We start from the raw sequence: 25,328 nt of genomic DNA on the forward strand, positions 1-25,328 counted from the left end.
GGTTATCCCTCGATTACTTTAGTTTTCTCGGTGATTGGTCCGCGCCAAGCGTCGGGCAGCGACTCGGTGATTAGAATCGCTTCCTCCAAATCGAATAATTTGGCGAAAGTGATGTCTCCGATTTTGCTGGAGTCGGCCAGCACGTAGGTGCGTCCGGACAGCTGATGAGCCCGCCTTTTTATAATGGCCTCTTCCGGATCAGGCGTTGTATACCCCATCCCCGCGTCAACTCCGTTCGTCCCCAGAAAGCACTTGTCAAACCGGAAATTGTCCAGGTTTTGCAGCGCCATGCTGCCGATCACGGCTTTAGTATGCATTTTCATCATCCCGCCTAATAAATAGCTTCTGATGTTTTTGCTGACGAGCGCTTCGACATGTGACAAACCGTTCGTAACAACTGTGATATCTTTTGCTTCAATAAAAGGGATCATCGCCAGCGTCGTCGTTCCGGCGTCCAGATAGATGCATTCCCCGTCCACAAGCTGTTCGGCCGCCAGACGAGCGATGGCATGTTTTTGTTGAACGTTTTTGAACGTTTTCTCCTCAATACCCGGCTCCCAGCTCTTCTGATTGACCAATGTGGCGCCCCCGTGGACCCGCTTGAGCAGATTCCGGTTTTCAAGATCGACAAGATCACGGCGAACCGTAGATTCCGAAGCATCCAGCAGTTCGACCAACTCCTGAAGTTTAACGACACCCCGTTCCTGTAAGCGCTTCATAATCAAGTCGTATCTTTCTTCTGTAAGCATTTTCATCACCTATCCGTTTCTTATAGTATCATAAAATCAGCAAAAATCAATTAAAATATTTCATAAACATTCAATTTCATTCAACGTCTGTCATTAATACTTCATAATTAAGCATAGCGAATCATCGGAGCAAATGGGAGTCTTAAACTGTGTGGAGTCGTTTGGGGTACGAGGAAGGTTTGAAGGAAGGTTTGAAGGAAGGTTTGGAGAAGGCGGCGATCAATATGCTTCGCGAGGGAATGGAGACATCGCTGGTGGCCAAAGTTACGGGGCTGTCCGAAGAGCAGCTCGCGAAGCTGAAGAAGCAAACAAACTAGGAGATAAGGCGTCTAACTAGAATGTATTAGAGGTAAATATTACCCATATTTGACCATTTTTCCCTGGACGCATACAAATAGCGGTAAAAAACGGCTCTATTTCCCCAACTCCCTCGGAAAAACGGCCATTGATCCGCCACACCAGGAAAATAACGCCCAAAAGTTTCGCTATTTTCGCCGGCTCCCCCAAGTTTTAGGAAATAACGCCCTTTTTTACCGCTATTTTTCGAACTTACACACCCCGCATGCGTGTTTAGCAGCCCGTTGTACAGCAGCTATTGTTCATTAGCTAGGTTGTTCATTAGCTAGGTTGTTCATTAGCTAGGTTGTTCATCAGCTAGGCTATTCAGCAGCCAGCCTTTGTTTAGCAGCCCGAGTTCAGCAGCCAGCTGTTTGGCAGCCAGCCGCTAAGCCCAGACGCCTATTTGCCGCCCGCTTGCCCCGTTTCCGCATGATTATGATTGTCCTTGACCTTCTGGAGCACGAAATAGGCGCAGCCAAAATTGCAATATTCGTTAATATAGTCCGTAATCCCGGAAAAAGCGGTATCCCGGTTCGCTTTCGGATGATTGTCCCGCAGGAAACCTTTCAGGCGGAGCTTCTCGTACCCCCAATCCCCGATAATGTAATCGTAACGGTCCAAAACCTCGCTGTATCTTTGCTTGAAGGCTTCAGGGTCCCAGGCGTTTTTGTAGTTCTGAATCAGTTCGTAGGTTCTTCCGCCGATTTGAATCAAGGGTGTTTCCTCCTTAAATCAGCTTAAATTAGGATGATGTTGAAACGCCTTCTTCCTTGCGGCTCTTGGCCGATTTCACCTGCTCATGCGCATGATAGGAGCTGCGGACCAGCGGTCCGGATTCGACGTGGCTGAATCCCCGCTTCATGCCCTCCTCCTTTAAAGCCGCAAATTGTTCGGGCGTATAATATTTCTCTACCCGCAAATGCTGAGGGGTAGGCTGCAAATATTGGCCGATCGTCAAAATATCGCAATCAACGGCGCGCAGATCGTCCATCGCCTGCAGGATTTCTTCCCATTCCTCACCGACGCCGAGCATGATGCTCGATTTCGTAGGGATATCCGGTTTCATCGTTTTGGCACGCTGCAACAGTTCAAGGGAACGGCGATATTTCGCCTTTGCCCGCACCCGGTCGGACAACCGTTCCACCGTTTCAATATTGTGATTGAGGATGTCAGGCTTCGCTTCCATGACGATGCGAAGCGCTTCCTCATCCCCCTGAAAGTCGGGAATCAGCACTTCGACGCTGCAAAAAGGCAAGCGCGCGCGAATCGCCGCAATAGTCCCGGCAAAAATGCCGGCTCCCCCATCGCGCAAATCGTCGCGGGCCACGCTGGTGACGACGCAGTGGCGCAGATTCATCTTCTCCGCCGCTTCGGCCACCCGCTCCGGCTCCTGCAGATCGAGCTCGGTGGGCATACCGGTATTCACCGCGCAGAAACGGCAAGCCCGGGTGCAAATATCCCCCAAAATCATGAACGTTGCGGTACGGTTCGCCCAGCATTCATATATGTTCGGACACCGCGCTTCCTCGCACACGGTATGTAACGTTTTGGAACGCATCATGTTTTTAATGTCCTGGTAATTATCGCCGGTTGTCAGCTTGATTCGGATCCAATCCGGTTTAGGTTGGAGTTGTTTAGCCAAAGCAACAGACCTTCTTTCTTTTGAAATAAGCCGTAGCGGTCTTTATTATACCATGAATCGGCAGGAAAAACCTACGAATGGAATAAAAACACAACATTTGCCTCAAGCTAAGAAACGTTCAGCTAACCCGTAAGGAGGAAGAATTACGTGAAGTCTCATTCGCTCTCCTGCAGCAAATATCTTCGATGCATGATTTGCGTGGCAATCCTTTCGTCTTTGTGGACGATTCCCGAATTTGGAGCCGCTTATGCCGAAGCGCCGGGCACGACTGCCGCCGGTTCCGCCAAAAACGTGTACGATCTGCGCCGCAGCCTGTACGAAGAAATGGAAATCCTGACCCAGATCCCTTGGTACTGGCTGGCAGCGGTAGACCAATATGAACGCACCATCACACCGCGAAAAAAACAGCAGGAAGAAGAACGTCTGACCGGGATTCGTTTTAAGGAAGCTTTTTGGGCCGGGCTGCTTAACCCGGATCCGGAAGACCGGAACCCGGCGACGATCGGATTATTCGGGGGCATCGGCAAGGACGCGACATCCGACGGCGCCGCTGACCCGAAGAACGACCGGGACGCTTTGTTTACTATGGCCTCTTATTTGCTTGGCTTCGGCTACAATGAAGACGATTTCCGCATCGCCTTATGGCGTTATTATCAGAACGATTCAGCCGTGGAGCGGATCCGGCAGTTCGCCAAGCTGTACAAAACGTTAGGGAAACTGGACCTGTCCGACAGCGCCTTTCCGCTGCCGCTTCACAGCACCTATACATACCGTGATACCTGGGGAGACCGGCGGGGATGGGGGGGCGTCCGGATTCACGAAGGCACCGACCTGTTTGCCCCGATGGGCCTGACCGTTCGCAGCGTCTGCTACGGCATCGTCGAAACGAAGGGCTGGAACCCTTATGGCGGATGGCGTATCGGAATCCGCGACACTTACAACCGCTATCATTACTACGCACACCTGCAAGGCTATGCGAAAGGGGTTGAAGTCGGCCATATCGTCAAACCGGGGCAAACCATCGGTTGGGTTGGCAGCAGCGGTTACGGGCCGCCCGGAACGTCGGGCAAATTCCCCCCGCATCTCCATTACGGCATCTACCGCGATACAGGCAGCGCGGACTGGGCGTTTGATCCTTATCCTTTACTCAAAAAATGGGAACACGCCGAAGCGGCGAAAAAAAACAAAAGGGCCGGCTCCTAAACAAGGAGCGGCCCTTTTTATTGCAAATTCGAATCAGTGAGAAGACGTGTTATTGCCTGCGTTCTGGCCCATATTTTCCGCCGGTTCCTGAGGGGCGTCCGACTCGTCCGGATTCGCTTCGGGCAACGCGTCATTCCCCGGTCCGGAGTTCAGTCCGTCCGGCAGTTGCTGTTCCAGCTTCTCCTCCGTTCCCGGCAGCGACGGCAAAGCGATATTCGGTGCGTTTGCCTGACTTTCTCCGACCGGATTGCCCTTGCTGTCATAATAATACATCGGCACATCTCCGACGACAAGCAAATAGGAAACCGGGATTTCCGTTTCCACGACCTGCGATTGCATATCGAAGGGAACGACAACGGCCAGCTCCGTTTTTACCCGCAAAAACACCTCCACCAGGATCATGTTGATCCCCGCATCCTGCCGGCGCGTATTCAAATCGACCTTGACGTCGCCTTTCGGTTCGATTTTAATAGGAATACTGGGCCCAAACGAGGCGAGAATGGGACTTCCCAACGCCTGGCCGAGAGGAATATGTTCCGACAGTCTGGACACGTCTTCCAGCGTACTTCTTACCGTCTGGATCGTCTCGGACGTAACCTTCATGTGCGCGGAATAGTTCAGCATAAATCCGGTGATTTTCCCGGAATCATCGGTTTTCCAATCGATCAAGTCCTCGACCTGCTGCTCGTTTGCCACCTGGGCGGCGATGGCGTCATTAATCGAGTCGGTCGCAATTTGCTTTACCCGGATTTGGGCCAAGTGAATGATCGGCTCCCGCATATGCTTTTCAACATATTGAAAAAATTCAAAAACGGCAAACACGGCGATCACCAAGACGACGATCCATAGCGTCCGCCTGCTTCGCGGTCTTCTTCTCCGGCTTTTCCAGCCGCGTCGTATTCGCATTGTCCAGCCCCCTTGCACTGGTAAAGCTTCTATACAAGTTATGCGGGACAGGGCAAAAAAAGAAGGACATGGAAAGAACCGCCATAGGAATTAATACTTGTTTTTCCTTCCTTTTTGTTTTATAGTTCTTTAGTATCACTTCCTAGTTCTTTTTTCATATGTTACGTACAATTTGCAGCATAAACATTCAAGGGGAAATTTCATCATGAACAGCTCAAAACTACTGTACCAGGTCACCGGAGAACTACGGCGGGATCAACTGAATTTTAAAGTAACGCCCTGGAAACTGCTGATCGAAACGAACCGTTACTATGAAATTAAATCAGCCGCCGGCGCCGTAAAGAGGCTGTATAAGGAAAAGCTGAACTTAGCGGTTCATGAAACGAAATCTTACTGCGACGGTACCCTGACGGTATCCGGGTTTTGCATGGAAGAGCATATCGAGGAGATGCAGCGGATGATCGTGGATCAGCTTGAATCGAAAATCCGTAAATATTTGAAGGACCTTGAGTTGAATCAAAAAGCGCTTCATCTCAAGCCCGCCACCGAAAAAGCCCGCGTCTAAGGAACCGTTCCCGGATGAATGAGGGCTGCGTCCGCCAAATATCATACCGGCTCCAGCAGCCCCATTTCCAAACAGGTCGCTATGGATAATTCTTTTTCCCTTGAAGCAAAACGAATGTGCACCCGATCCTGATCCTCATCGATCTTGACGATCGTCCCTGATCCGAACACCCTGTGGCGAATAGACATCCCTGTTCTCAGTTCCGCCTTATTGCGAAACGCGTTGGGATTGAACGGAACCCCTGCCTTAGAGTTGTTCCCTGTAACTTTTCCCCGGCTATCATTACTTTTGTGGTCCCCCGCTTTATCTTCTTTTTGCGGATTCATGATGTCCCTGACGGCCGTTACAAACCGCGACTTCACGGCTTCCTCACCGTCTCTCTTACGATACGCGACCAGCTCAAGGTGCTTTTTTGCCCGGGTCATGCCGACGTAGAACAAGCGAACAGCTTCTTCCATCAAGTCATTCGAGCCGAGATCGTCGGAAGAGGGAATAATGCCTTCCACGAGGTCAATCATGTATACCCGCTCAAACTCAAGTCCCTTGGAGCTATGAAATGTTGAAAAAGTCACGGCGTTCTGGTCTTTTCTAAACTTGGCATGCTTTAGTACAGACTCCAGATGCTTTAACCGCTCGGCGAACGCCTCCATCGTATCCAGCCCGGCGGCAATGTCTTCCAGCGTATTCAGGATGCCGATCAGATATTCCTTGCGGAATCCAAGCCGCTGGCAGAGCTTTTCCAGCGCCTTCTCATAACCCAAACGATCCCGGATCACGCGAATGGCCGGCCGCGGCGGCATCCCTCTCATCTGCTGAAAAGTTTCCTTGCTCTCCGTCAACGGCTTGACTTGATAATCCTGCAAAGGGACATGCCGCAGCAAATTGTCAAAAACCGACTCATTATTATCGATCCGCTTTAACGCGGCCATCTGCTGTTTGCTGATATACCCGTTCAATTTCAGGTGGATCTTCTCCAGAATGTCCGCCCGTTTATCAGTGAACGTCATCCGCATAAAGTTTAAAATATCTTCTACGACCCAATGCGAGAAAAAACGCTGATCCGCATCCTTCATATAAAAAGGAATACCCGCCCGGTCAAACTCATTCATGAGAGCAATGGATGACGAGTTGTTGCGGTAAAGCACAGCGATTTCGGCGAGATTTTCGCACTTCTGAATCTCCCGCACGAGATATTTCGTTTGATCCCGGTAATCCGAAAAACTTCTGATCTTTATCGGCTTGTCCGGCGGGTTCTCCGTGAACATATTTTTGTCGTAGCGGTTTTTGTTCCGTTTGATAAACTGATTTGCAACGGCAACAATGTCCTGCGAGGATCGGTAATTTTGCTCCATAAACAAAGTGGCGGCCTTCGGATATACTTGCTTGAAGTCCAGCAGGTAAGCCGGCTCCGCGCCGCGCCAGCTGTAGATGGACTGGTCATCGTCGGCGACAACGCATAAATTGCCGTGTTCCCGGACTAATTTTTCGATAATGGCATGCTGCACCTGGGAAGTGTCCTGGCTTTCGTCCGTTAACACATACCGAAAACGTTCCTGATACCGCCGCAGCAGCTCTTTTTCCTCCCGCAAAGCCTCGTTTCCCATCACAAGCATATCGTCAAAATCCACCAGCAGCCCGTCATACCCCGTCCTTTTCAATCTCTCGTATTCATGCAAAATCCGTTCCGCTTCGGGAACTTCCACCCGTACTGAAGACCATTCGTCCGGAGGAATCATTTTGTTTTTGATGTAGCTGATGTAGGTGGTCAGTTCCTCCATTTGGTCTTCGGTGATTTTCTCGCCAACGATGGATTCGAACAAATTCCGCAAAATGACTTTTTTGTGCAGCGGCGGATTGTGCGGATCATGCTTTCCTTCTTCCTCCGCATCCAAATGGCCCTCGATGATTCGAAAAACCGTTTTTGTTTTCCGAAAATACTCCCGCATCACTTCATAAGCGAAGCTGTGAATCGTCGAAAAATCAACGGGCGCAAGATCGGGAAAAAAGCGCTTGAACCGCTCCTTCATATCGTTCGCCGACGCCCGGCTGAAGGTGACCGCCTTGATGCGGCGGGGATCCACGTTTTTCTCCTCGATAAGATAACCTATCCGCATAATCATCGTCGTGGTTTTGCCCGACCCGGGCGAAGCGAGCAGAAGCAACGGCCCTTCCGTATGGAGCACCGCCTGCTTTTGCACCTCGTTTAATTCAACGCCCAATTCTTGTTTTTTTCGCATAAAAAATGCTTCCGGATTGCTCATTGCCGCTACTTCCCTTTCATTTCACCGTGCGTTCAATATACTCCTATTATATCGCAATCTATCTTAACAAATAACAGTCGGGCGGTAGATTCGCGAGATTCGATACAACTCTGGTTGGATTACTCCAATAGAATTGGAAATTGAGTGGTAAATACAGCAGCTTGATTGGAGTATTTCCAATAGATTGGGCCCGACAGAACGCAAAACGGGCGATTTGGGCGAGTTCTATTGGATTTTTTCCAATGAGAGTTCAAAATTATGTTCGATAACCGGCGATCTATTGGATTTTTTCCAATGAGGAGCGGGGCGAGGGGCTAATATTAACTAAAAAAGACCGTATAGGATGGATTTCAGCCTAAAACGGTCTTTTTTTACGCTATCGGACAAGAATTATGGTTGCGCAAAATACCGCTGCCGCATCGCCTCATGCAGCAGCACCGACGCGGCCATCGCCACGTTCAGCGATTCCGCCTGGCCGCGCATCGGGATGAGCAGGCCGTCGTCCATCAGCTCGCGGACTTCGGCGCTAAGGCCGCCGCCTTCGCTGCCAAACAGCAGCCAGACCGGGCCGGTGAAGTCGTAGGCGTAGCAGTTCGCCGCCGCCTGCAGGCTCGTCCCGGCGAGCCGGATGCCGCGCCGCTTCGCCTGCGGCAGCACCTCCCCCAGCTTGCCGCTCACGACCGGCAAGTGAAAGATCGAGCCCATCGTGGCGCGCAGCACCTTGGGCCCGTAAATGTCGGCGCAGCCCGCGCCGACGATCACCCCGTCCGCACCGACCGCGTCGGCGCTGCGGACGATCGTGCCGACGTTGCCGGGATCCTGCACGCCGTCCAGCACCACCACCAAACTCCGCTCCTTGTCCAGGAGCGGGGCAAGCGCCCCGCGGTCCTTGCGGACGACCGCGAACACCGGCTGCGGCGTCTTCGTATCGCTGCATTTGCCGATCACGGCGGAGGACACGCCGATCCACTCCACATCGAGGCGCGTGGACGCTGCCGCCTGCAGGTCCGCCGGGATGCCGCCTTCGATATCGTAGCAGACGCATTCGATATCAGCCCCCGCGCGGAGCGCCTCCTGCACCAAATGAACGCCTTCGATCAAATATTTATGATGTTTGTCCCGATTTTTCTTCTCAAGCAGCCCCGCCCATTCCTTGACGCGGGGATTCTGCGGAGACAATATCTCCATACCAGGCCCATCCTTATTCTAAAGGTTCATGCTAAGCTTCCGCGTAAGCCAGCTCCAGCTTCGTCAGGTCGTTTTTCTCGCCGACGATGACCAGGACATCGTCGGCCGTCAGCCGCTCCGCCGCCGAAGGCGAAATGTTCATCCGGGCGCCCCGCTTGATCGCCATAACGTTGCATCCGAACTGCGCCCGAATATCGAGCTCGATCAGGTTTTTGCCGACCATCTCCGAGGAAACGCGCATCTCCACGATGCTGTATTCGTCCGACAGCTCGATATAATCCAGCACATTCGGTGACGTTAAATGATGGGCTACCCTTAGGCCCATATCCCGCTCCGGATAAATCACCTTATCCGCGCCGATCTTCTGCAGTACCTTGCCGTGCAGCTCGTTTTGGGCTTTCACCACGATCAGCGGGCTGCCCAAGTCCTTCAAAATCAGCGTCGTTAAAATGCTTGCTTGTATATCTTCGCCGATCGCGACCACGACGACGTCGAAATTGCGAATACCTAGCGCCCGCAGCGCTTCTTCATCGGTCGAATCCGCGGAAACGGCGTGCGTGACCAAATTGGCTACCAATTGCGTCCGGTGCTCGTCCGCATCGATAGCCAACACATCCAATCCCATGTTGCTGAGCGCAGTGGCTACGCTTAAACCGAACCGGCCCATCCCGATCACGGCAAATTGTTTTTTGTTCGCATGCGCCATATTTTCACCACCCGAGCTTTTTTTCATTCGATTCAGTATACCATAATCCGCGGCAAACTTGAATTTTCAGCCCATTTACAGGACACATTAAGCATTGGACAGGTACCATCAATAAAGGAGGAATCGCTATGCCGGCCATTACGCTCACTTTACGCGAGGCGATCATGCACAAAATCAACGGCAAGGACGAGGCGGCGCTGGGGGACATGATCGAGGGCTCGATCGATGCTCAGGAGGCGGCCCTGCCGGGTTTGGGAGTCGTGTTTGAAATGATCTGGAAAAACCTCGACAACGCCAAGCAAAACGAGCTCGTTTCCGTTCTGAAGAAGCAGGTCGACGCCTTGAATCTGAAGCCTTTAAATCAATAGGCAAGGAAAAAACAAGCCTTCTTTAGACCGTAATACGGTCAAAAAGAAGGCTTGCTTTCGGTATGAGCGTACCCCTAAATTACGGCGCGGTCTCAAGAAACTTCGCATCCGGATTTTTCTCCATCGCCGTCCGCATCGCATATTCGTTTTCGAACAAAGCGACGTAATTGCCTTTTTTGTCCTTGACCAGCGTCGAGTTGATGCGGAATTTGGACGGGTCGATATTGTCCGCCACGATCCAGCGCGCGAATTGGAACGGCATCCGCTGCAACTGCACGTCGACGCCGTACTCCCCTTTCATCCGGTATTCGAACACCTCGAATTGCAGCTGGCCGACCACGCCAAGCAGCGTATCCTCAAAGCTGACTGTCGTAAACACCTGAATCGTGCCCTCTTCGGTCAACTGATCGATGCCTTTCTGATATTGCTTGTGCTTGAGCGCGTTTTTGACCGTGACCTTCGCGAAAATTTCCGGCGAAAACGTCGGCAGCTCGTCAAACACGATTTCGCTGCCTTGGCTGAGCGAATCGCCGATCCGGAAAATGCCCGGGTCAAACAACCCGATGATGTCCCCCGGGTATGCTTCGCTAACAATGTCCCGGTCTTGCGCCAAAAACTGCTGCGGTTGGGACAGCTTGATCTCCTTGCCCGCCCGCACATGCTTCACGGACATCCCGCGTTCGAATTTGCCCGACACTATGCGCAGGAACGCGATCCGGTCGCGGTGCGCCGGGTTCATGTTCGCCTGAATTTTGAAAACATACCCGCTAAACTTCTCGTTCGTCGGTTCGACCAGCCCCGCGGTGCTGCGGCGCGGCTCCGGCTTCGGCGCCAGCTGCAGGAAGTTTTCCAGAAACGTCTGTACCCCGAAGTTGTTGACCGCGCTGCCGAAAAATACCGGGGTCAATTCGCCGCGTCTCACCTTCTCGAGATCAAACGGATCACCCGCCACGTCCAGCAGCTCCAGATCCTGGCACAGCTGTTCGTGGAGATATTCCCCCGCCATTTCACGAATGACCGGATCGCGGTAATCCTCTACTTTTTTTACCTGAATAGTGGAATGATCGTCCCCCTGGAACAGCTCCACCTGATTTTTCATCCGGTCGTACACCCCGGACAGCTCGCGGCCCATCCCGATCGGCCAGTTCATCGGCACGGAGCGGATGCCCAGCACCTGCTCGATCTCTTCCATCAATTCAAACGGATTCCGGCCTTCGCGGTCAAGCTTATTGATAAACGTAAAAATCGGAATTCCCCGCTTGGCGCAGACCTGAAACAGCTTGATCGTCTGCGCCTCGACCCCTTTGGCGACGTCGATCAGCATCACGGCGCTGTCCGCCGCGGTCAGCGTGCGGTACGTGTCTTCACTGAAATCCTGGTGGCCCGGCGTATCCAAAATATTAACCCGGTGCCCGCTATAGTCAAACTGCATAACGGAGGAAGTTACGGAAATCCCCCGTTGCTTTTCGATCTCCATCCAGTCGCTGGTGGCGTGTTTGCTCGCTTTGCGCGCTTTGACCGAACCGGCAAGGCGAATCGCGCCACCGAACAGCAGCAGTTTTTCCGTTAAGGTCGTTTTCCCGGCGTCCGGGTGGGAAATAATCGCAAACGTGCGCCGTTTGTCGACTTCCTGCTGCAGCACTTGTTCCAATGCTTTGCTCATGCTCACATTCCTCTCGTCCACAAATTCACGTTTTTTATTGTAACATATTTTGTTCCTCATTTACGCAAAAACACCTTTACCCCATTAAGGGACATAAAGGTGTTTTAGGTTAATATATCATATTCCGCAAATGTGCGCCGCCGTTACAAAAGGTTTACTTCTGATCAGGGGCGACCCATACAACGTTGTCTTCCTCTTGACCGTTGACCGGCCACCAGTGGAAGCCGTCTTTGGCCAGCAGCTCTTCCACTTCCTTCGGTCCCCAGGAGCCGGCAGGATAAGGGCTGACGTCGGCAGGGTTCTGCGCCCAAGCCGCAGCGATGCGGTCGATGAACGCCCAAGCGGCGGCGACTTCGTCCCAACGGGTGAAGTACGTGGAATCGCCTTGAGCCGCATCGTGCAGCAGACGCTCATAAGCCTCCGGCGAGTTGATGCCGACCAGGCAGCTTTGGCAAAATTCCATCGCCAGCGGTTCGATTTGCGATTCCGAGCCCGGCTTTTTGGCGTTGATTTTAATATAGATGCCTTCCATCGGATTGACGCGGATGACCAGCAGATTCGGCTCCAGCGAATGCTTCTGGCCGAGATACACGTTCGTTGGCATCTGCTTGAACTCGACGACCACCTCCGTCGTTTTGACGGGCAGCCGCTTGCCGGTCCGGATATAGAACGGAACGCCGGCCCAACGGAAGTTGTCGACGAATACTTTCGCCGCAAAATACGTTTCCGTGTTGGAATTCGGATCAACCTTATCTTCCTCGCGGTATCCCGGCAATTTCTTGCCGCCCGCTTCTCCGGCGGTGTATTGGCCGCGTACGACGTTCGCCTTGACTTCCTCCGCCGTTTCGTATGGACGCAGGGAACGCAGCACCTTCACTTTCTCGTCGCGGATATCTTCCGCGTAAAGCCGGCTCGGCGGCTCCATGGCGATCATCGTGAGCATTTGCAGCATATGGTTTTGTCCCATATCGCGCAGCGCGCCCGCATGGTCGTAATAACCGCCGCGTTCTTCGACGCCGACCGTTTCGCTCAGCGTAATCTGGACGTTGGCAATATGCTTGTTGTTCCACAATGGCTCGAAAAAGGCGTTGGCGAAGCGGATCACTTCGATATTTTGTACCATCTCTTTGCCCAGGTAGTGGTCAATCCGGTAAATTTCCTCTTCCTTGAACACCTGGCCCAGCTCTTCGTTCAGCTTATGGGCCGACTCCAGGTCGTAGCCGAACGGCTTCTCGATGACGAGGCGATACCACCCTTGGCTGTCCAGCATACCGCCCTTCTTCAGGTTTAACGATACGCCGCCGAACAGCTCCGGTGCCAGCGCCAAATAGAACAGGCGGTTGCCGGGAATGTCAAACTTGGATTCCATCGATTCCGTCAATTCGCGCAGTTCATGGTAGCCGTCCACATTGTTGATGTCCAGCGATTTATACGCAAAATGGTCGGCAAACCGCGCCCACTGCTCGGTGTCTTCGATCTTGTAACGGCAGAACTCCTGGATCGAAGCGTGCAGGTCTTCGCGGAACTCCTCCGGCGAACGCGGACGCCGGGCGACACCGATCACGGCGAAATCCTCAGCCAGCCGGCCTTCACGATACAGCGAATAAATCGCGGGGAACAGCTTGCGGCGTGCCAAGTCTCCGGTTGCTCCGAAAATAAAAAATACCGCCCCAGGTGCCTGAGGTGATTGTTGATGTTGATTTTCAGCCATGGCTCCTCATTCTTTCTATGTAATATAGTGTATTTTTATTCAATTCCCTATCAAGGATATCTCTTTACAAGGCATCACAAGATGTGATGCTATTTTAGCACATTCGGCAAAATGTTGCCATCACCTTAATCTCAAAAAGCATCAAAAATTGTTAAGTTTTCAGAAAACTTCATCTAATTTTTATCAAATTTTCATTTATCCATTGTAATTGCCCTATACCATAACCGATTACCAGCTTTGATCCTTGATGATATAACCTTCTTGAAGCTCGATCTCATCAAACCCGGCCAGATGGCGGCGGTCATAACCTATCGGCTGCCGGCCCCCCGCAATGACCATGTTCCTCTTATCATGAGTATGCTCCCCCGGCAGGGAAAAAACCCGGACATAAGCAAAATGCACCCGCAGCGTCGTCGCGATCGCCGCCGTTAGTTCATCATGCTTCCCTCTGCCAAACACGTTAAGCAGAACAATCCCCTCGGGACGAAGCTTCTCCGCCGCCAGTCCGAAAAACGGCAAGGAAATGAGATGCCGCGGGGTTCCTTTTTCCGTAAAAGCGTCAACGATGATTCCGTCAAATCCGCCAGCCTGCTGTTCTTCCAGAATCCGCCGCCCGTCGCCGATCCGTACGGAGCCCCCGGCATATCCAAAATGACTGCGGCTGATGCCTTCCACACGCTCATCGATTTCCGCGACGAGCACCTGTCTGCCTGCCGCTTCCAAATGAGCCGCTAATGTCCCCGCGCCCAGGCCGATCATAAACACTTTGTCACAATCCGGTACATTATGTTCCAGCAAATGAAGCATCGCCCGCGGATATTCTAGTATAATCCGTTCCGGACGATTTATATCCATCGCGCCCTGCACGGCCCCATCGCCAAATTGCAGCACCCGGAACCGCCCCCGCTCGCCGTACAACTCCTCCGTTTCATAGACCGAAATTTCGGCCGGAATGCCGGCTGGGATTTGACTCGTTCCACTTTGCCGCTTAACCCGTTTCGAGTTGCCTGTTTGCTTGCCTTTTAGTTCTTTCATATTCTTTTGCCCCTCTACATTCGAAAAAGAATCCGCCTTAACGACGGATTCCAACCAACTTGTTTTCAATCCCTAATATGGGCCTATGGGCCGTTAATACTCCACCGTCAACAACGGCGACCCGACCGCAACCTCGTCCATGCCCGTATCGGCATTGCGGTGGACGGCCAACTGAAGGGCAACCTGACGTTTGCCGCTTTGCGCCGTAATCGGAAACCCCGGGACAGCGTAAGATTGACTTGCCGTCAGCTCGTCTTCAAAGCCTTCCACACGTTCCAGCTTCAGGCCCAGCTTATCCTTGATCTGCTGTTCCAATCCCATAAGCACCGCGGAAACGGTTCGCTCCGCCGGTGCAGGTTCGTTAGGTTCGCTCTCTGCCGGTTCGCTTTCCGTCCCTGTACCCGCACCTGTCCGCGCCAGCCCGATGCCCTGAACCGCCGCGTTCCAGCCGATCTGCACGCCTTCATCGGCCAGGGATTCGCCGGCAAGCTGCTGAACCTCCAGCATGCGCTCCCCACTTCCCGCCGTACCACCGGCACCTTCGAGCCGCAGCACGACGTAATACCGCCCCTCGCTCTGCGCCGTAACGTTCAGCGTCAAGCGAACGCCTTCACTGGAACCGTTCGCGTTGTATACGGTGTGGCCCTGAACATTTTCCGTCAGTGGCTCGGACAAACCCAGCCGGGTGGCAAGCGCGCCGGCCGCTTCCTCCTCCGCAAGCTGCGTCTCCCATTTCCCCTGCCACTTGACCGTAACCAGGTAAGGGGCCGGCGTCAACGCCGTCCCGATTGAAAGCAGCCTCTCCAGTTGCCCGCCAGCGGCTTGCAACGAATCACCGGCAGACGGCGGATCACCTACCGCGGCCGGACCACCGGATTGCTCGTTTTTAAACCGCTGTAACCCAAGCAGCAGCAACGCGCAAACGATAACGATCAGGCTATAGCTCCACAACTTGCGGCTTCCCATCATTCTCGCCTCCCTAGCTATCAAATGGCCACACTTTTCTAGTAATATACAGATTCGCCAGCCCTCAGCCGATTATCCTGCCAACTCTCTATTTTCTAACGGACTCAAATGACTCTATTTGCTCATTTCCCGATCATTTCCCGCTGTAACGGACTCCACAGCCCTTATCACACGCAAAATCAAGAAGATTTCGTAGTTTTGAGGGGAATAAGGTCTCCTGTGTCCGTTAAAATTCCAACGCCGTCATTTGAGGCCGATTAAGGTCTCTGGTGTCCGTTAGCCGGGTACCGGATCGTGTTGCAGCATTGCGCGTTACAGCATTTCGTGTTTCAACATTTCTTGGTGCATCATTACACGTTACAGCATTATCCGTTACAACACTACACGTTGCAGCATTACACGTTGCAGCATTACACCTTACAACAATACACGTTACAACATACACGTTACAACATACACGTTACAGCATTACGTGTCCCCCATCGACTAGCCGTTATCCGGCCAACCGCAAAAAACGGCCCGGCGAAGTCCATCACTCCGCCAAGCCGTTTTTGTATGCGTAAATGGCCGCCTGGGTGCGGTCCTCGACCCCCAGCTTCGCCAATATGTTCGTCACGTGGAATTTCACCGTTTTGACGCCGATGATCAGCTCGTCGGCGATATCCTGGTTGGATTTGCCCTGAGCGAGCAAACGCAGCACGTCCATCTCCCGCTCGGTTAGCTCCTCGTGGGCCGGCGCCTCTACTTTCGGCTGGCGGAAGCGGTTCATCATTTTCGAGGCCACCTGCGATTCGAGCACGGACTGGCCGCGGGCCGCGGCGCGGATCGCTTCGGCGATCTCCGACGCGCGCGACGTTTTGAGCAGATAGCTGAACGCGCCCGCCTCGATCACCGGATACATCTTCTCATCGTCAAGATAGCTGGTCAGTACGATCACCTTGCATTCCGGGTATATCTTCAGCAGCTGCCGGGTCGCCTCGATGCCGTCCATCCCTTCCATCACCAAATCCATCAGCACGACGTCGGGCTTGTATTCCTGCGCCAGCCGGATGCCTTCTTCCCCGCTGCTCGCCTCCCCGACGACCTCAATCCCTTCTTCGGTTCCAAGCACCGCCGCCAGTCCGATTCTCACCATCTCGTGATCGTCGACCAGCAGCACTTTGATTTCATTGTCCAGCTCCATCGCTGTCCGTCCCCCCGCTTTCTTCATGGATTAAAGGTATCGTGATCTCAATCCGCGTTCCCTTACCGGGCGCGGTGATGAACTGAATCGAGCCGCCGACCTCGTGTACGCGCTCCTGCATCGTCGACAAACCGTATGAAGCCTGCTTTTTGTCGTCCATTTGGAAACCGGCCCCGTTGTCCCTCAAAGTCACTTTAACCGCCTCGCCCCGCCGGTGAATCCGGATCTCCATCTTATCCGCTTTGGCATGGCGGAGCGTATTGGACATGGCCTCCTGAATAATCCGGAACAAGTGGTTTTCGATCCCTTTCCCCAGGTTCAGGTCTTCGTCCATTTCCAGCGTCAGATCCATCGGCACCTTCGTTTTCAGTTCCCGGACGAGGTCACGCAAACCTTGGGACAACTCCTTGCCTTCCAAATAAACCGGGCGCAAATGCAGCAGCAGAGCGCGCATCTCGGATTGGGCCACGGAAGCCATCTCCTCGATCAGCTCCACCTGGCGCTGCGCCTTGTCGAAGTCCTTCTCCAGCGTCCGGCTCACGGCCGTAGCCGTCATCGATATGGCGAACAGCTGCTGGGACACCGCGTCATGCAGCTCCCGCGCCAGCCGCTGCCGCTCCTCGACGATCGCCGACACCCGGGCCTGCTCGGCGAGCTGGGCGTTATGCGTCGACAACCGCTGCAGGGAAGACACCTGCTCTTCCCAACGTTTGCCGATGCGCTCCAGCTGTTCTCCCAGCCTTCCTATTTCATCCTCGCCAAGCTTTGGAACCATGCCGACCTGGCTGCCCTTCTCCCATTGCAGCAGCGCGTCGCGCAGTTCATCGATCTTCCGCTTCGGGCGGTACCCCTGAAAGAAGCCGTAGGCCGCTCCGATCACAACCAGCAGCGTGAGCAGCGTGAGGCCCGCCCGGATTCCCGTTGGCCAGGAAGCTTGCGGCCTAAAATATCCGTATGTATACAGCACATAAAAAGTAGCTGCCGTAATAACAACGGACAGGAGAATTCCTCCGCGCATGCCGCGGGATACCATATTGCTCGGTTTTCTTTTTCTCATGCGGGGCGATCCTCCTGTCTCAAGTTAACCGTATATCAACGTCTCCTACAAGGTAGGAAATCATAATTTTCACTTTTTGTTCACGGGCGTCGTAATTCGGCGATTTCCAGTACAGCCGATTCAACATCCCGGTCTCTTTGTCCGGACCGAAATCGATTTGTCCGAACAGGACGAACGCTTCGATTTCAACGCCGTAATCCTCCGGCACCACCAGATCCACGTCGCCGACGATCCCCTGGAACATCAAAATATTGCTTTGCCCCTCCACGATGGCGAGCGACAAGTCGATATTAAGCTCTCCGAGCACATGCCACATGCTGGTGTTCCGTAAACTCCAAGGATCGCGGTTCCAGTGAATGCTGGACGTAATGTTTTGCTTCTGCACATAATTGCCCTGGGGCTGGGTTTTGCGGATTTTGGCGTAATAGAAGCCGAGCGAAATCATCAGGATCGCCAGAACCAGCATAAAGTTGTCCAGCAGGATGATGCCGCCGCCGATCGCCAGGAATATATACCCCGTCTTCACTCGTTCTCCACGGCGCACTGAATAAATCCCAAAGACCAAAAAGAAGAGGGCGGCGATGGTGAAAAAACTCAGCCATTTTCCAAATATCAGCAGAACCCCAAGTCCAATCAACCCGATGGCCAAGAACCTTTTCCGCTTATCCATGCCGCACCTCCTTCGCAGGTTCAAAGAATCGGAAAAGCCATAACGGCATGATCCCATACCGTATGGCTTTACCATGACTTAGCATACCACAAGTCCCAAACAACGTGTAGCTTATTCCTTATTTTCCTCCGGTTTCGCGGGGCCATTCAATTTAGATTTCAGCGCTTCAAGCTGCGCATCGACCTTAAGTTGCTTTTCGGCATCGGCCGGGTTGATGTAAGTGGAAGGCGTTGTTCCCCGGTATGCGACACCGGCTACCTCAGCTTCCGCTTCCATCTGCATGATCTTCTCCTCCATGCGGTGGAAGCCAAGCGATGCGTTGCCGCTTTCGATCGAATGCAAGGTGCTGATTTGCGACATCTGCTTTCTGGCCTTGGCCATTTGCGCGCGGCTGACCAGCTCGTTGCGTTTGTTGCGCAGCTTGTAGAATTCATCCTTCATATCGTGCAATTGCTGTTTCAGTTCAGCGGCATGCGCTTCAGCCTGAGTGTGCAGTTCGGCGAATTCGGTCTGCTTTTGATCGTAATGGATTTTCTCCTCCAGCATTTTACGGGCCACTTCCTCCTGGCCGTTGCGGAGGGCCAGTTCAGCCTGCGCTTCGCGTTGGGCGGAAATGCGCGCGGCTTCATCCAAACGCTGTTTCATTCTGCGCTCGTTGGCCATCTGCTTCGCCACCGTTACCTCGGCATCGCGGATTTCCGCCTCCATATCACGCAAATATTGGTTAAGCATGACAATCGGATCTTCCACCTTATCGAGCAAATCGTTAACCGACGCTTTTGTGATATCTTTAATTCTTTTAAATACTCCCATGTTTTACACTTCTCCCTTCTCGTAGTCGGAGAGCTTTTTACGCAGCTCATCCAGTTCTTTTTGCATTGCTTTCTTTTCGATATCTTCCATCATGGAATCCAGGTTGGACGCCCCGCCGGCTGAAAAGCCAGCCCCCGGCACTCCCGAACCGTATTGCGGCGGCCGGTTGCCGTAAGCGCCCCCTCCTCCGCCATAGGGAGGACGGTCATTAAAGCGCGGATCCCCGAAACCTTCAGGACGTCTGGGACCACTGGATGGCCCGAATCCTCCGCCCTGCCATCCGCCGTTATAATACGGATCGTACGGGATATAAGGCTCTTTGGAAACGACCAGCGCCGCAATAAAATAGATGAAAACCGTCGTTCCGCCCGTGATCGGAATACTGATCAGCATCAGCAGACGAAGCACCCAGGAGCTGACGCCCAAATACTCGCCGAGCCCGCCGAGCAAACCGCTGATCCAACGGTCCTTTCTGGAACGGTACAATTTGTTCATGGCCTTACTCTCCTTTTGGCTTATTCAGCTTCTGCTTCAACCGGGAGAGCTCCTGTTCCAGAGTCGACTGAATCATGGACCCGGCTTGGTTGACAAAATCCTCGCCGGCTTTCCGCAACTCGCGAAGGCTGCGGGCCTCCCATTCCATATCGGAAACCCGGTCCTCCAAACGGTTGAACATTTTCGGCACATCCGTCGCGCCGTAACCGCTCATCCGCTGGTTCATCCGCTGCTGCAAACGGAGCGTCTCCATTCTGGCAAAATAGTACTGGCGTTTGCTGTAAACGGCCTGATATTCGGTTTTCAGCTCATGAAGCTGGCTTTCCAGCTCCTGCAGCGACTCCAGGCTTTGCGTGTACAAATCGGAATACTGTTCGATTTTCTCCTCATACAGCAGCTTTTCCTGAAGCGCCAGCTTGGCCAGGTGCTCCTCCCCTGCTTTAAGGGCGAGCAGCGCCTGCTCCTCGCGTTTGCCCTGCATCACCTTCGCCTGATCCACCTGCTGCTTGAGCTGTTTGGCGTGTCCGGAATATTGATAATGCAGTTTCTCCGCCTCGGCGATTTCCTGGCGGGTTTCAATCAGAAACTGATCGATCAACCGCACCGGATCTTGAGATTGCTCCAATCTTTCGTTTAATGTGGCTACCGTGATATCCCGTACCCGACGAAATACACTCATGTTTGCCTTCCCTCCTAACCTTTCGGTTCATCCGTTTTTCAAAAAATATTGCTATTTCCCGGGATCAGTAACCCCTTCTTCCCCGCAGGGAGGAAATGCCGTATACGATTAATCCGATGCCGAGCACCGGGACGATCAACCAAGCCAGCTTGGAGATCAGGGAAATGACGCCAATGATCAGTACGATCCATCCGAAAAACGCATTTCCTTGGCGGATGCCGTAGATCCCGAGCCCAACCATCAGCGCCGCGATCACCAGTCCGAAAAGGCTGCCCAGAACGGGGGTCAGGAATCCGAAAATTTGCGGAAGCTTCCCGAGCAAGATCAGAACCCCCAGGGCAATCAGTAAAAGTGCAAAACCGTTCGGTCGATTTGTTCTCATTGATTATCACCGCCTCTCATTTAATCAACCTTATGTCTCTATTCTAGGAGGAACCGTGGTTTTTCAAAACGGACCGGGGACGGTTTTTCATCCTGGACCTAAGTCGAGGTAGGCTTCGGCCTATAGGGCAGAAAGCGGCCCGGCAAACAGTGCGGTTTGTCCTTTACAATTCAAAAGGCAGATAATATAATGGAAAAGCACAACTATACAATAGAAAATGACAGTTATCGGAGGAGCCTGCCACGTTGCGGGCTCTTCTTGCCTTTTTTCGGGCCTGTAAGGCATAATTTGGCCCCTGCATGGAAATCTAAGGGTACTTCTGATCATGGCAAACTGTCGGGGAGAGGTTATTATGGAGCAACAAGCCATCTGGGCGATCGGCATCTTTTTGCTGACGTACGCACTTATTATTTCGGAAAAAATCCACCGGACCTTGCTGGCTATGGTTGGCGCGGTCCTGATGATCACGCTTGGCATCGTCGATCAGGAATCGGCGATCCATCACATCGATTTCAACACGCTGGGGCTGCTCATCGGCATGATGATCATCGTGAACACGACTGCGGAAACGGGTCTTTTCAAATATATTGGGATCTGGACGGCCCGCAAGGCCAAGGGCAACCCGGTTACGATCCTGTGGCTGCTCGCTTTGATCACGGCGATCGGCTCGGCGTTTCTGGACAATGTGACGACCATCATTCTGATGGTTCCGGTCGCGTTCAGCATCACGCGCCAGTTGAAGGTCAAGGCGTTCCCTTATGTGTTTTCGCTCGTCATCGCCTCGAATATCGGCGGCACGGCCACTCTGATCGGAGATCCGCCGAACATCATGATCGGCAGCGCCGTGAAAGAGCTGACCTTCATCGCCTTCCTGCAAAACCTGGCGCCGATCGCGATTTTGATTATGGCCGTCATGCTGCCGCTCTTCATTTTGCTGTTCCGCAAAAGTTTGAAAACATCGCCGGAACTTCAAAAGAGCATCATGAACATCCGCCTGAACGGTCTGATTACGGATCAAAAGCTGCTCGTCAAATGCCTCGTCATTTTGGGGCTCACTCTGCTTGGGTTCTTTATGCATCAGACCTTTCATCTGGAATCGGCCACGGTCGCCCTCGCCGGCGCGTTCCTGCTGCTCTTGATCACCGGGGAGCATGTGATGGAGCGGGCGTTCCATACCGTCGAATGGCCGACGATCTTTTTCTTTATCGGACTGTTCGTACTCGTGGGCGGGCTGATCGATACCGGCACGATCAAACGGCTGGCGGAATGGGCTATCCATCTGACCGGTGGAGACGCGCTGCTGACGTCCATGCTGATTCTCTGGCTTAGCGCCATCGCTTCCGCGTTCCTCGACAACATCCCGTTTGTCGCCACGATGATTCCGATGATCCAGGATATGGGGAGCATGGGCATCGCCAATCTGGAGCCGCTTTGGTGGAGCCTCGCGCTTGGCGCCTGTCTGGGCGGCAACGGCACGCTGATCGGCGCCAGCGCGAACCTGATCGCCGCCGGCATGTCCGCCAAAGAAGGCGAACCGGTTTCTTTTATGAAATATTTAAAATACGGTTTTCCGCTCATGATCTTATCGGTGGCGCTCGCGGCCGCATATGTGCTGATCCGCTACTTCCTGATCTAAAACGGGCCGCTTCCTTTCATTAATTGCGCCATATATGCTATCCTTAAGATAATCCATTTACACGAAGAGGAGGGGTCATCATGAAAGCACGGATCGATGGGCTGGGCAAACTTGCGGTTTCCCCGTTGCTTCTGCTCTCGTTGTTGTTGACCTTATTCCTCCCTTCCTTCTCCTGGGCTCCGGTCGTTTCGGAGGCCAAGGAGAGGGAGGCGTTTGAAACGGATTACCGCAATTCTCACAAAACACCTTTACGTCTCAACGCTTCCTCGCCTCAAGGCAAGCTTTTCATCGACAGAACCGTGCAGGTTTTTTTCAAGGTGCCTGCAGAAGCGGTGCTGGTATTGATCGCCGCCTGGGTTCAATTCCGCCCGTTGTTTTGCCTGTTTTTGAAACGGCTCCTGCTAATGCCCATTAAATTCACAAGTATGTTTATGGCTTGACATTTTTTCCGGTTTTACAAAGTCCTTAAGCCGGTCCAAACGGCCCGCAGCTTCAGGCTTGTTTTGCAATACCCAAAATTAGAAAGCGACCATAAAACTGGAGGCTTGACGCAAATGAATCTCAAAGAAACCATTCTGCCTGGAATCGGTAAAAAATTCGCAATCCAAACCCGCAGCGGTGAAAAACTGACTATTATTATCCACGACGATGGCCGGCGTGAGCTTTACCATTTTGACAATGACGATCCTGATACCAGCATCTCTATGGTTTCGCTCGACGACGATGAAGCGAGATACGTGTCATCCATCATCGGAGGGGTGACGTACCAGCCGACGGCGCTGGAAAATATCGAAGTGGCTCTGGGCGATCTCATCATTGAATGGTACAAACTCGAACCCCACTATAAAGCGATCGGCAAAACGATCGGCGAACTGCGGATACGCCAGCGCTCCGGGGCTACCATTATCGCGGTGATCGAGAAAAACCATACGAAACACGTCAACCCCGGGGCCGATTTGCTTCTGACCGCGGAAGCGATGGTCGTCGTTCTTGGCGAACGGCTGCACCAACAGCAAATTAAACAGATCCTATTGAGTGGAAGCAGTTGAATTAAATCATATTGTCAACTGCCCAATACTTTGGACCGCCACCACCCTAAGACCGTATAAAAATACGCTAGTCGAAAGGAGGGGCTTATTTGAAACCAAAGGGCAGCGTCGACTCCCCCATGAACATCGGGCGGCATCAGAGCCATGCGGCAGTGCGTTGTTTAGGCGTGATCGCCGGAGCCTTGCTCGCCTCCATCGGGCTGGAATTGTTCCTGATGCCCCATGGCATTGTCGTGGGCGGAATGACCGGATTGTCCGCTTTATTCGCTTTCAAAACGGAAATGAGGTTGGGATTGTTTCTTTTCTTGTTTAACGTCCCTTTTCTGCTGCTTCAACGTAAAAGAATCGATTTCCCGTTCGCAATCTTCACCGTGTTGGGCCTGCTGGTTTTCTCGCTGGGAACGGTCATGCTGCATCCTTACCCGCCCCTAATCGATGATCAGCTTTCCGCCGCGCTGCTCGGCGGGCTGTCGCTCGGCATGGGCATCGGCCTGGCGCTTCGTTTCGGCGGCGCCCTGGATACTGCGGAACAGGCCGCAGAGTTTATGCGCTTTGGAATAATATCGCCGGAATGGATCATTCTGATCTTCAATTGTACGATCCTGATTGCAGCCGGCTTCCATTTTGGTTTCAATCAGGCGATCTATTCCGTGATCGCATATATACTCGCCTTTGAGGCCGTAAAAATACCGGTGCAAGGCTTTAGATTCTCCTATACCGTCCTGATCCAAAGCCGGAATTACCGGGAAATTCAGGCGGATTTACAGCGGTACTTAAACCTCCGCGCCGCCTTCCGGACCTTCCCGGCGGAAAACGGGGAAGAACACGGCATACTCGAGTGCGAGTGCAACCGCCTGGAGCTTTTCCGTTTAAGGGCGATCGTCAGAGACCACGATGCGGACGGTAAAATCACGTTTCGCTTCTGATGCCTTATACGGCTGCAATAGCCCCTTCTCTTGGCAGAGGAGGGGCTTGCTTTTTTTCGGTTAATGTTTCGGCAGTTGCTCCAGGAGGTATTCGTTAAATTTGCGGACGCTGGGGGACAGTGATTTTTCCTCCCGGTACACAAGGCATATCCGCCGGCTGTTGCTGTACCCCGGCAGATCGCGGCGGATCAGCTCGCCGGACGCGGTTTCCCGCACCACGCTCCGCCGGGGCAGCACGGCGATCCCGATGTTGCATTTCACCGCTTCCTTCATCGTTTCGATCGCGCCAAGCTCCATCACCGCATGGAACCGCAACCCGATCCCCGCCGCCCATGCTTCGGTTAACCGGCGGGAAGTCGATCCCGGCTCGTGCAGCAAAAACGTCTCCAACCTTAAATCGTGGGCCGTAAGCCCGGTTTGCTGCGCCAGCGGGTGCGCCGGCGCAAGCACCAACTGCAGCTCATCGGCGACAAGCGGGACGATGATCATATCCTGCGGGTCCGTATCCGGCAAGGAGACGATCGCCGCGTCGACTTCGTAATTGCGCAGCATCGCCAGCACGGTGTCGGCTTTTTTGACCGAAAGCAGCAGCCTAACGTCCGGGTGAAGCTTCTGAAATCCCGCGAAGTAAGGAGGCAGGAAATAGGTGGCCGGCGTATAACTCGCCCCCAGCCGCAACTTGCCGCCCCTGCCTTCCCGATGTTCGGCCGCGCGCTCCTCCATCTCCGCGGTCAAGGCCACGATACGGCGCACATAAGGCAGCAGATCGGCGGCAGCCTCGCTCGGGCGCAGCTTGCGGGCCGACTTGCGGGCCAATTCCAGGCCGAGCTCCTCCTCCAGCTTACGCAAGTGAAAGCTTACCGTCGGCTGCTTTAAACCTAATTTTTCCGCCGTCTCCTGCAGCGTTTTACCGGAGCCGATTTCCTGCAGCACTTTCAACTGTTGAATGTTCACTTCGCGATCCCCTCCTGACCAGAAATATAGATCAGATCTATACTAATATCAATATATATAAACATTATTTAACAAAGATCATACGCTCCGTTAACATGTTGCTGATTGTTGGTTGTTAAATTTGAAGCAGCGAGGGGACCAAAGGGCAAGTTCGTCAATGGCCCCGACGTGAAATATAGGCG

At 53.2% G+C, this 25,328-nt stretch carries 27 protein-coding genes; 8 read left to right on the forward strand and 19 right to left on the reverse strand.

The annotated features are described in order from the left end of the window. Window positions 1–2 precede the first annotated feature (2 nt). Window positions 3–749 (reverse strand): DeoR/GlpR family DNA-binding transcription regulator, encoded by a 747-nt coding sequence (locus EHV15_RS02265; RefSeq protein WP_128629848.1) that lies wholly within the window; start codon window positions 747–749, stop codon window positions 3–5. Between the two features lie 149 nt (window positions 750–898). Between EHV15_RS02265 and EHV15_RS36290 the strand changes: the two genes are divergently transcribed. After that, window positions 899–1,066, forward strand: a complete 168-nt coding sequence (locus EHV15_RS36290) for a hypothetical protein (protein WP_178075728.1) — start codon at window positions 899–901, stop codon at window positions 1,064–1,066. A gap of 421 nt (window positions 1,067–1,487) precedes the next feature. On the opposite strand, the gene EHV15_RS02270 is transcribed toward EHV15_RS36290, so the two are convergent. Next, window positions 1,488–1,802, reverse strand: a complete 315-nt coding sequence (locus EHV15_RS02270; protein WP_128629849.1) for a YutD family protein — start codon at window positions 1,800–1,802, stop codon at window positions 1,488–1,490. Window positions 1,803–1,830: 28 nt separating this feature from the next. After that, window positions 1,831–2,730, reverse strand: coding sequence for a lipoyl synthase (lipA, locus tag EHV15_RS02275; RefSeq protein WP_128629850.1), 900 nt, complete (start codon window positions 2,728–2,730; stop codon window positions 1,831–1,833). A gap of 189 nt (window positions 2,731–2,919) precedes the next feature. On the opposite strand from lipA, the gene EHV15_RS02280 reads away from it, so the two are divergent. Then, a complete protein-coding gene (locus tag EHV15_RS02280) occupies window positions 2,920–3,933 on the forward strand; it encodes a M23 family metallopeptidase (protein WP_128635134.1) in 1,014 nt (337 codons plus the stop codon). Window positions 3,934–3,966: 33 nt separating this feature from the next. Here EHV15_RS02280 and yunB read toward each other — a convergent pair whose 3' ends face one another. Further along, window positions 3,967–4,839 carry a sporulation protein YunB gene (yunB, locus tag EHV15_RS02285; protein ID WP_128629851.1) on the reverse strand — a complete coding sequence of 291 codons (873 nt, stop codon included), beginning with the start codon at window positions 4,837–4,839 and terminating at the stop codon, window positions 3,967–3,969. A gap of 205 nt (window positions 4,840–5,044) precedes the next feature. Between yunB and EHV15_RS02290 the strand changes: the two genes are divergently transcribed. Continuing rightward, window positions 5,045–5,404: a hypothetical protein gene (locus tag EHV15_RS02290; RefSeq protein ID WP_128629852.1), complete on the forward strand. Its 360-nt coding sequence runs from the start codon at window positions 5,045–5,047 to the stop codon at window positions 5,402–5,404. Window positions 5,405–5,445: 41 nt separating this feature from the next. Here EHV15_RS02290 and EHV15_RS02295 read toward each other — a convergent pair whose 3' ends face one another. From EHV15_RS02295 to EHV15_RS02305, 3 genes are all read right to left on the reverse strand, one after another. Further along, on the reverse strand, window positions 5,446–7,665 hold the full coding sequence (locus tag EHV15_RS02295) for an ATP-dependent helicase (RefSeq protein ID WP_128629853.1): 2,220 nt from the start codon (window positions 7,663–7,665) through the stop codon (window positions 5,446–5,448). Window positions 7,666–8,055: 390 nt separating this feature from the next. Continuing rightward, a complete protein-coding gene (locus EHV15_RS02300) occupies window positions 8,056–8,853 on the reverse strand; it encodes a TrmH family RNA methyltransferase (RefSeq protein WP_128629854.1) in 798 nt (265 codons plus the stop codon). Between the two features lie 31 nt (window positions 8,854–8,884). Then, on the reverse strand, window positions 8,885–9,559 hold the full coding sequence (locus EHV15_RS02305) for a potassium channel family protein (protein ID WP_128629855.1): 675 nt from the start codon (window positions 9,557–9,559) through the stop codon (window positions 8,885–8,887). Between the two features lie 128 nt (window positions 9,560–9,687). Between EHV15_RS02305 and sspI the strand changes: the two genes are divergently transcribed. Further along, on the forward strand, window positions 9,688–9,927 hold the full coding sequence (gene sspI, locus EHV15_RS02310; RefSeq protein WP_128629856.1) for a small acid-soluble spore protein SspI: 240 nt from the start codon (window positions 9,688–9,690) through the stop codon (window positions 9,925–9,927). Window positions 9,928–10,006: 79 nt separating this feature from the next. On the opposite strand, the gene EHV15_RS02315 is transcribed toward sspI, so the two are convergent. The 11 genes from EHV15_RS02315 to EHV15_RS02365 all read right to left on the reverse strand — a co-directional run bounded on the left by EHV15_RS02315 (window position 10,007) and on the right by EHV15_RS02365 (window position 20,581). Then, window positions 10,007–11,590, reverse strand: a complete 1,584-nt coding sequence (locus tag EHV15_RS02315; protein WP_128629857.1) for a peptide chain release factor 3 — start codon at window positions 11,588–11,590, stop codon at window positions 10,007–10,009. Window positions 11,591–11,744: 154 nt separating this feature from the next. Beyond that, window positions 11,745–13,301: a glucose-6-phosphate dehydrogenase gene (gene zwf, locus EHV15_RS02320; protein ID WP_128629858.1), complete on the reverse strand. Its 1,557-nt coding sequence runs from the start codon at window positions 13,299–13,301 to the stop codon at window positions 11,745–11,747. 228 nt (window positions 13,302–13,529) lie between these two features. After that, window positions 13,530–14,336: a spermidine synthase gene (locus EHV15_RS02325; RefSeq protein WP_128629859.1), complete on the reverse strand. Its 807-nt coding sequence runs from the start codon at window positions 14,334–14,336 to the stop codon at window positions 13,530–13,532. Window positions 14,337–14,429: 93 nt separating this feature from the next. Further along, entirely contained in the window at window positions 14,430–15,305 is an 876-nt protein-coding gene (locus EHV15_RS02330) for a hypothetical protein (RefSeq protein WP_128629860.1), read from the reverse strand. A gap of 529 nt (window positions 15,306–15,834) precedes the next feature. After that, window positions 15,835–16,485 carry a response regulator transcription factor gene (locus EHV15_RS02335; RefSeq protein ID WP_128629861.1) on the reverse strand — a complete coding sequence of 217 codons (651 nt, stop codon included), beginning with the start codon at window positions 16,483–16,485 and terminating at the stop codon, window positions 15,835–15,837. Further along, window positions 16,469–17,542 (reverse strand): sensor histidine kinase, encoded by a 1,074-nt coding sequence (locus EHV15_RS02340; RefSeq protein ID WP_128629862.1) that lies wholly within the window; start codon window positions 17,540–17,542, stop codon window positions 16,469–16,471. Before EHV15_RS02340 ends, EHV15_RS02335 begins: the two co-directional genes overlap by 17 nt. A 19-nt stretch (window positions 17,543–17,561) precedes the next feature. Then, window positions 17,562–18,212 carry a cell wall-active antibiotics response protein LiaF gene (gene liaF / locus EHV15_RS02345; protein WP_128629863.1) on the reverse strand — a complete coding sequence of 217 codons (651 nt, stop codon included), beginning with the start codon at window positions 18,210–18,212 and terminating at the stop codon, window positions 17,562–17,564. A gap of 111 nt (window positions 18,213–18,323) precedes the next feature. Then, window positions 18,324–19,025, reverse strand: a complete 702-nt coding sequence (locus EHV15_RS02350; protein ID WP_128629864.1) for a PspA/IM30 family protein — start codon at window positions 19,023–19,025, stop codon at window positions 18,324–18,326. Between the two features lie 3 nt (window positions 19,026–19,028). After that, window positions 19,029–19,520, reverse strand: coding sequence for a PspC domain-containing protein (locus EHV15_RS02355; RefSeq protein WP_128629865.1), 492 nt, complete (start codon window positions 19,518–19,520; stop codon window positions 19,029–19,031). Window positions 19,521–19,524: 4 nt separating this feature from the next. Further along, a complete protein-coding gene (locus EHV15_RS02360) occupies window positions 19,525–20,199 on the reverse strand; it encodes a PspA/IM30 family protein (protein WP_128629866.1) in 675 nt (224 codons plus the stop codon). A gap of 64 nt (window positions 20,200–20,263) precedes the next feature. Then, a complete protein-coding gene (locus tag EHV15_RS02365; protein ID WP_036619784.1) occupies window positions 20,264–20,581 on the reverse strand; it encodes a hypothetical protein in 318 nt (105 codons plus the stop codon). A 352-nt stretch (window positions 20,582–20,933) separates the two neighbouring features. Between EHV15_RS02365 and EHV15_RS02370 the strand changes: the two genes are divergently transcribed. The 4 genes from EHV15_RS02370 (at window position 20,934) to EHV15_RS02385 (ending at window position 24,192) form a co-directional block, all read left to right on the forward strand. Next, window positions 20,934–22,217, forward strand: coding sequence for an ArsB/NhaD family transporter (locus tag EHV15_RS02370; protein WP_128629867.1), 1,284 nt, complete (start codon window positions 20,934–20,936; stop codon window positions 22,215–22,217). 80 nt (window positions 22,218–22,297) lie between these two features. Further along, window positions 22,298–22,657: a hypothetical protein gene (locus tag EHV15_RS02375; RefSeq protein WP_128629868.1), complete on the forward strand. Its 360-nt coding sequence runs from the start codon at window positions 22,298–22,300 to the stop codon at window positions 22,655–22,657. A 114-nt stretch (window positions 22,658–22,771) separates the two neighbouring features. Next, entirely contained in the window at window positions 22,772–23,266 is a 495-nt protein-coding gene (locus EHV15_RS02380) for a cation:proton antiporter regulatory subunit (protein ID WP_128629869.1), read from the forward strand. Between the two features lie 89 nt (window positions 23,267–23,355). Beyond that, entirely contained in the window at window positions 23,356–24,192 is an 837-nt protein-coding gene (locus tag EHV15_RS02385; RefSeq protein WP_128629870.1) for a YitT family protein, read from the forward strand. 60 nt (window positions 24,193–24,252) lie between these two features. On the opposite strand, the gene EHV15_RS02390 is transcribed toward EHV15_RS02385, so the two are convergent. Then, a complete protein-coding gene (locus EHV15_RS02390) occupies window positions 24,253–25,146 on the reverse strand; it encodes a LysR substrate-binding domain-containing protein (protein WP_128629871.1) in 894 nt (297 codons plus the stop codon). Between the last annotated feature and the right edge of the window lie 182 nt (window positions 25,147–25,328).

The organism is Paenibacillus oralis, from assembly GCF_003863965.1.
Classification (GTDB): domain Bacteria; phylum Bacillota; class Bacilli; order Paenibacillales; family Paenibacillaceae; genus Fontibacillus; species Fontibacillus oralis.

What these genes read in the sequence shown, in the direction of transcription:
- EHV15_RS02265 (WP_128629848.1), bottom strand. Translation starts at nt 749, where the DNA reads ATGCTTACAGAAGAAAGATACGACTTGATTATGAAGCGCTTACAGGAA.
- EHV15_RS02280 (WP_128635134.1), top strand. Translation starts at nt 2,920, where the DNA reads ATGATTTGCGTGGCAATCCTTTCGTCTTTGTGGACGATTCCCGAATTT.
- yunB (WP_128629851.1), bottom strand. Translation starts at nt 4,839, where the DNA reads ATGCGAATACGACGCGGCTGGAAAAGCCGGAGAAGAAGACCGCGAAGC.
- EHV15_RS02290 (WP_128629852.1), top strand. Translation starts at nt 5,045, where the DNA reads ATGAACAGCTCAAAACTACTGTACCAGGTCACCGGAGAACTACGGCGG.
- EHV15_RS02295 (WP_128629853.1), bottom strand. Translation starts at nt 7,665, where the DNA reads ATGAGCAATCCGGAAGCATTTTTTATGCGAAAAAAACAAGAATTGGGC.
- EHV15_RS02300 (WP_128629854.1), bottom strand. Translation starts at nt 8,853, where the DNA reads ATGGAGATATTGTCTCCGCAGAATCCCCGCGTCAAGGAATGGGCGGGG.
- EHV15_RS02305 (WP_128629855.1), bottom strand. Translation starts at nt 9,559, where the DNA reads ATGGCGCATGCGAACAAAAAACAATTTGCCGTGATCGGGATGGGCCGG.
- sspI (WP_128629856.1), top strand. Translation starts at nt 9,688, where the DNA reads ATGCCGGCCATTACGCTCACTTTACGCGAGGCGATCATGCACAAAATC.
- EHV15_RS02315 (WP_128629857.1), bottom strand. Translation starts at nt 11,590, where the DNA reads ATGAGCAAAGCATTGGAACAAGTGCTGCAGCAGGAAGTCGACAAACGG.
- zwf (WP_128629858.1), bottom strand. Translation starts at nt 13,301, where the DNA reads ATGGCTGAAAATCAACATCAACAATCACCTCAGGCACCTGGGGCGGTA.
- EHV15_RS02325 (WP_128629859.1), bottom strand. Translation starts at nt 14,336, where the DNA reads ATGAAAGAACTAAAAGGCAAGCAAACAGGCAACTCGAAACGGGTTAAG.
- EHV15_RS02330 (WP_128629860.1), bottom strand. Translation starts at nt 15,305, where the DNA reads ATGATGGGAAGCCGCAAGTTGTGGAGCTATAGCCTGATCGTTATCGTT.
- EHV15_RS02335 (WP_128629861.1), bottom strand. Translation starts at nt 16,485, where the DNA reads ATGGAGCTGGACAATGAAATCAAAGTGCTGCTGGTCGACGATCACGAG.
- EHV15_RS02340 (WP_128629862.1), bottom strand. Translation starts at nt 17,542, where the DNA reads ATGAGAAAAAGAAAACCGAGCAATATGGTATCCCGCGGCATGCGCGGA.
- liaF (WP_128629863.1), bottom strand. Translation starts at nt 18,212, where the DNA reads ATGGATAAGCGGAAAAGGTTCTTGGCCATCGGGTTGATTGGACTTGGG.
- EHV15_RS02350 (WP_128629864.1), bottom strand. Translation starts at nt 19,025, where the DNA reads ATGGGAGTATTTAAAAGAATTAAAGATATCACAAAAGCGTCGGTTAAC.
- EHV15_RS02355 (WP_128629865.1), bottom strand. Translation starts at nt 19,520, where the DNA reads ATGAACAAATTGTACCGTTCCAGAAAGGACCGTTGGATCAGCGGTTTG.
- EHV15_RS02360 (WP_128629866.1), bottom strand. Translation starts at nt 20,199, where the DNA reads ATGAGTGTATTTCGTCGGGTACGGGATATCACGGTAGCCACATTAAAC.
- EHV15_RS02365 (WP_036619784.1), bottom strand. Translation starts at nt 20,581, where the DNA reads ATGAGAACAAATCGACCGAACGGTTTTGCACTTTTACTGATTGCCCTG.
- EHV15_RS02370 (WP_128629867.1), top strand. Translation starts at nt 20,934, where the DNA reads ATGGAGCAACAAGCCATCTGGGCGATCGGCATCTTTTTGCTGACGTAC.
- EHV15_RS02375 (WP_128629868.1), top strand. Translation starts at nt 22,298, where the DNA reads ATGAAAGCACGGATCGATGGGCTGGGCAAACTTGCGGTTTCCCCGTTG.
- EHV15_RS02380 (WP_128629869.1), top strand. Translation starts at nt 22,772, where the DNA reads ATGAATCTCAAAGAAACCATTCTGCCTGGAATCGGTAAAAAATTCGCA.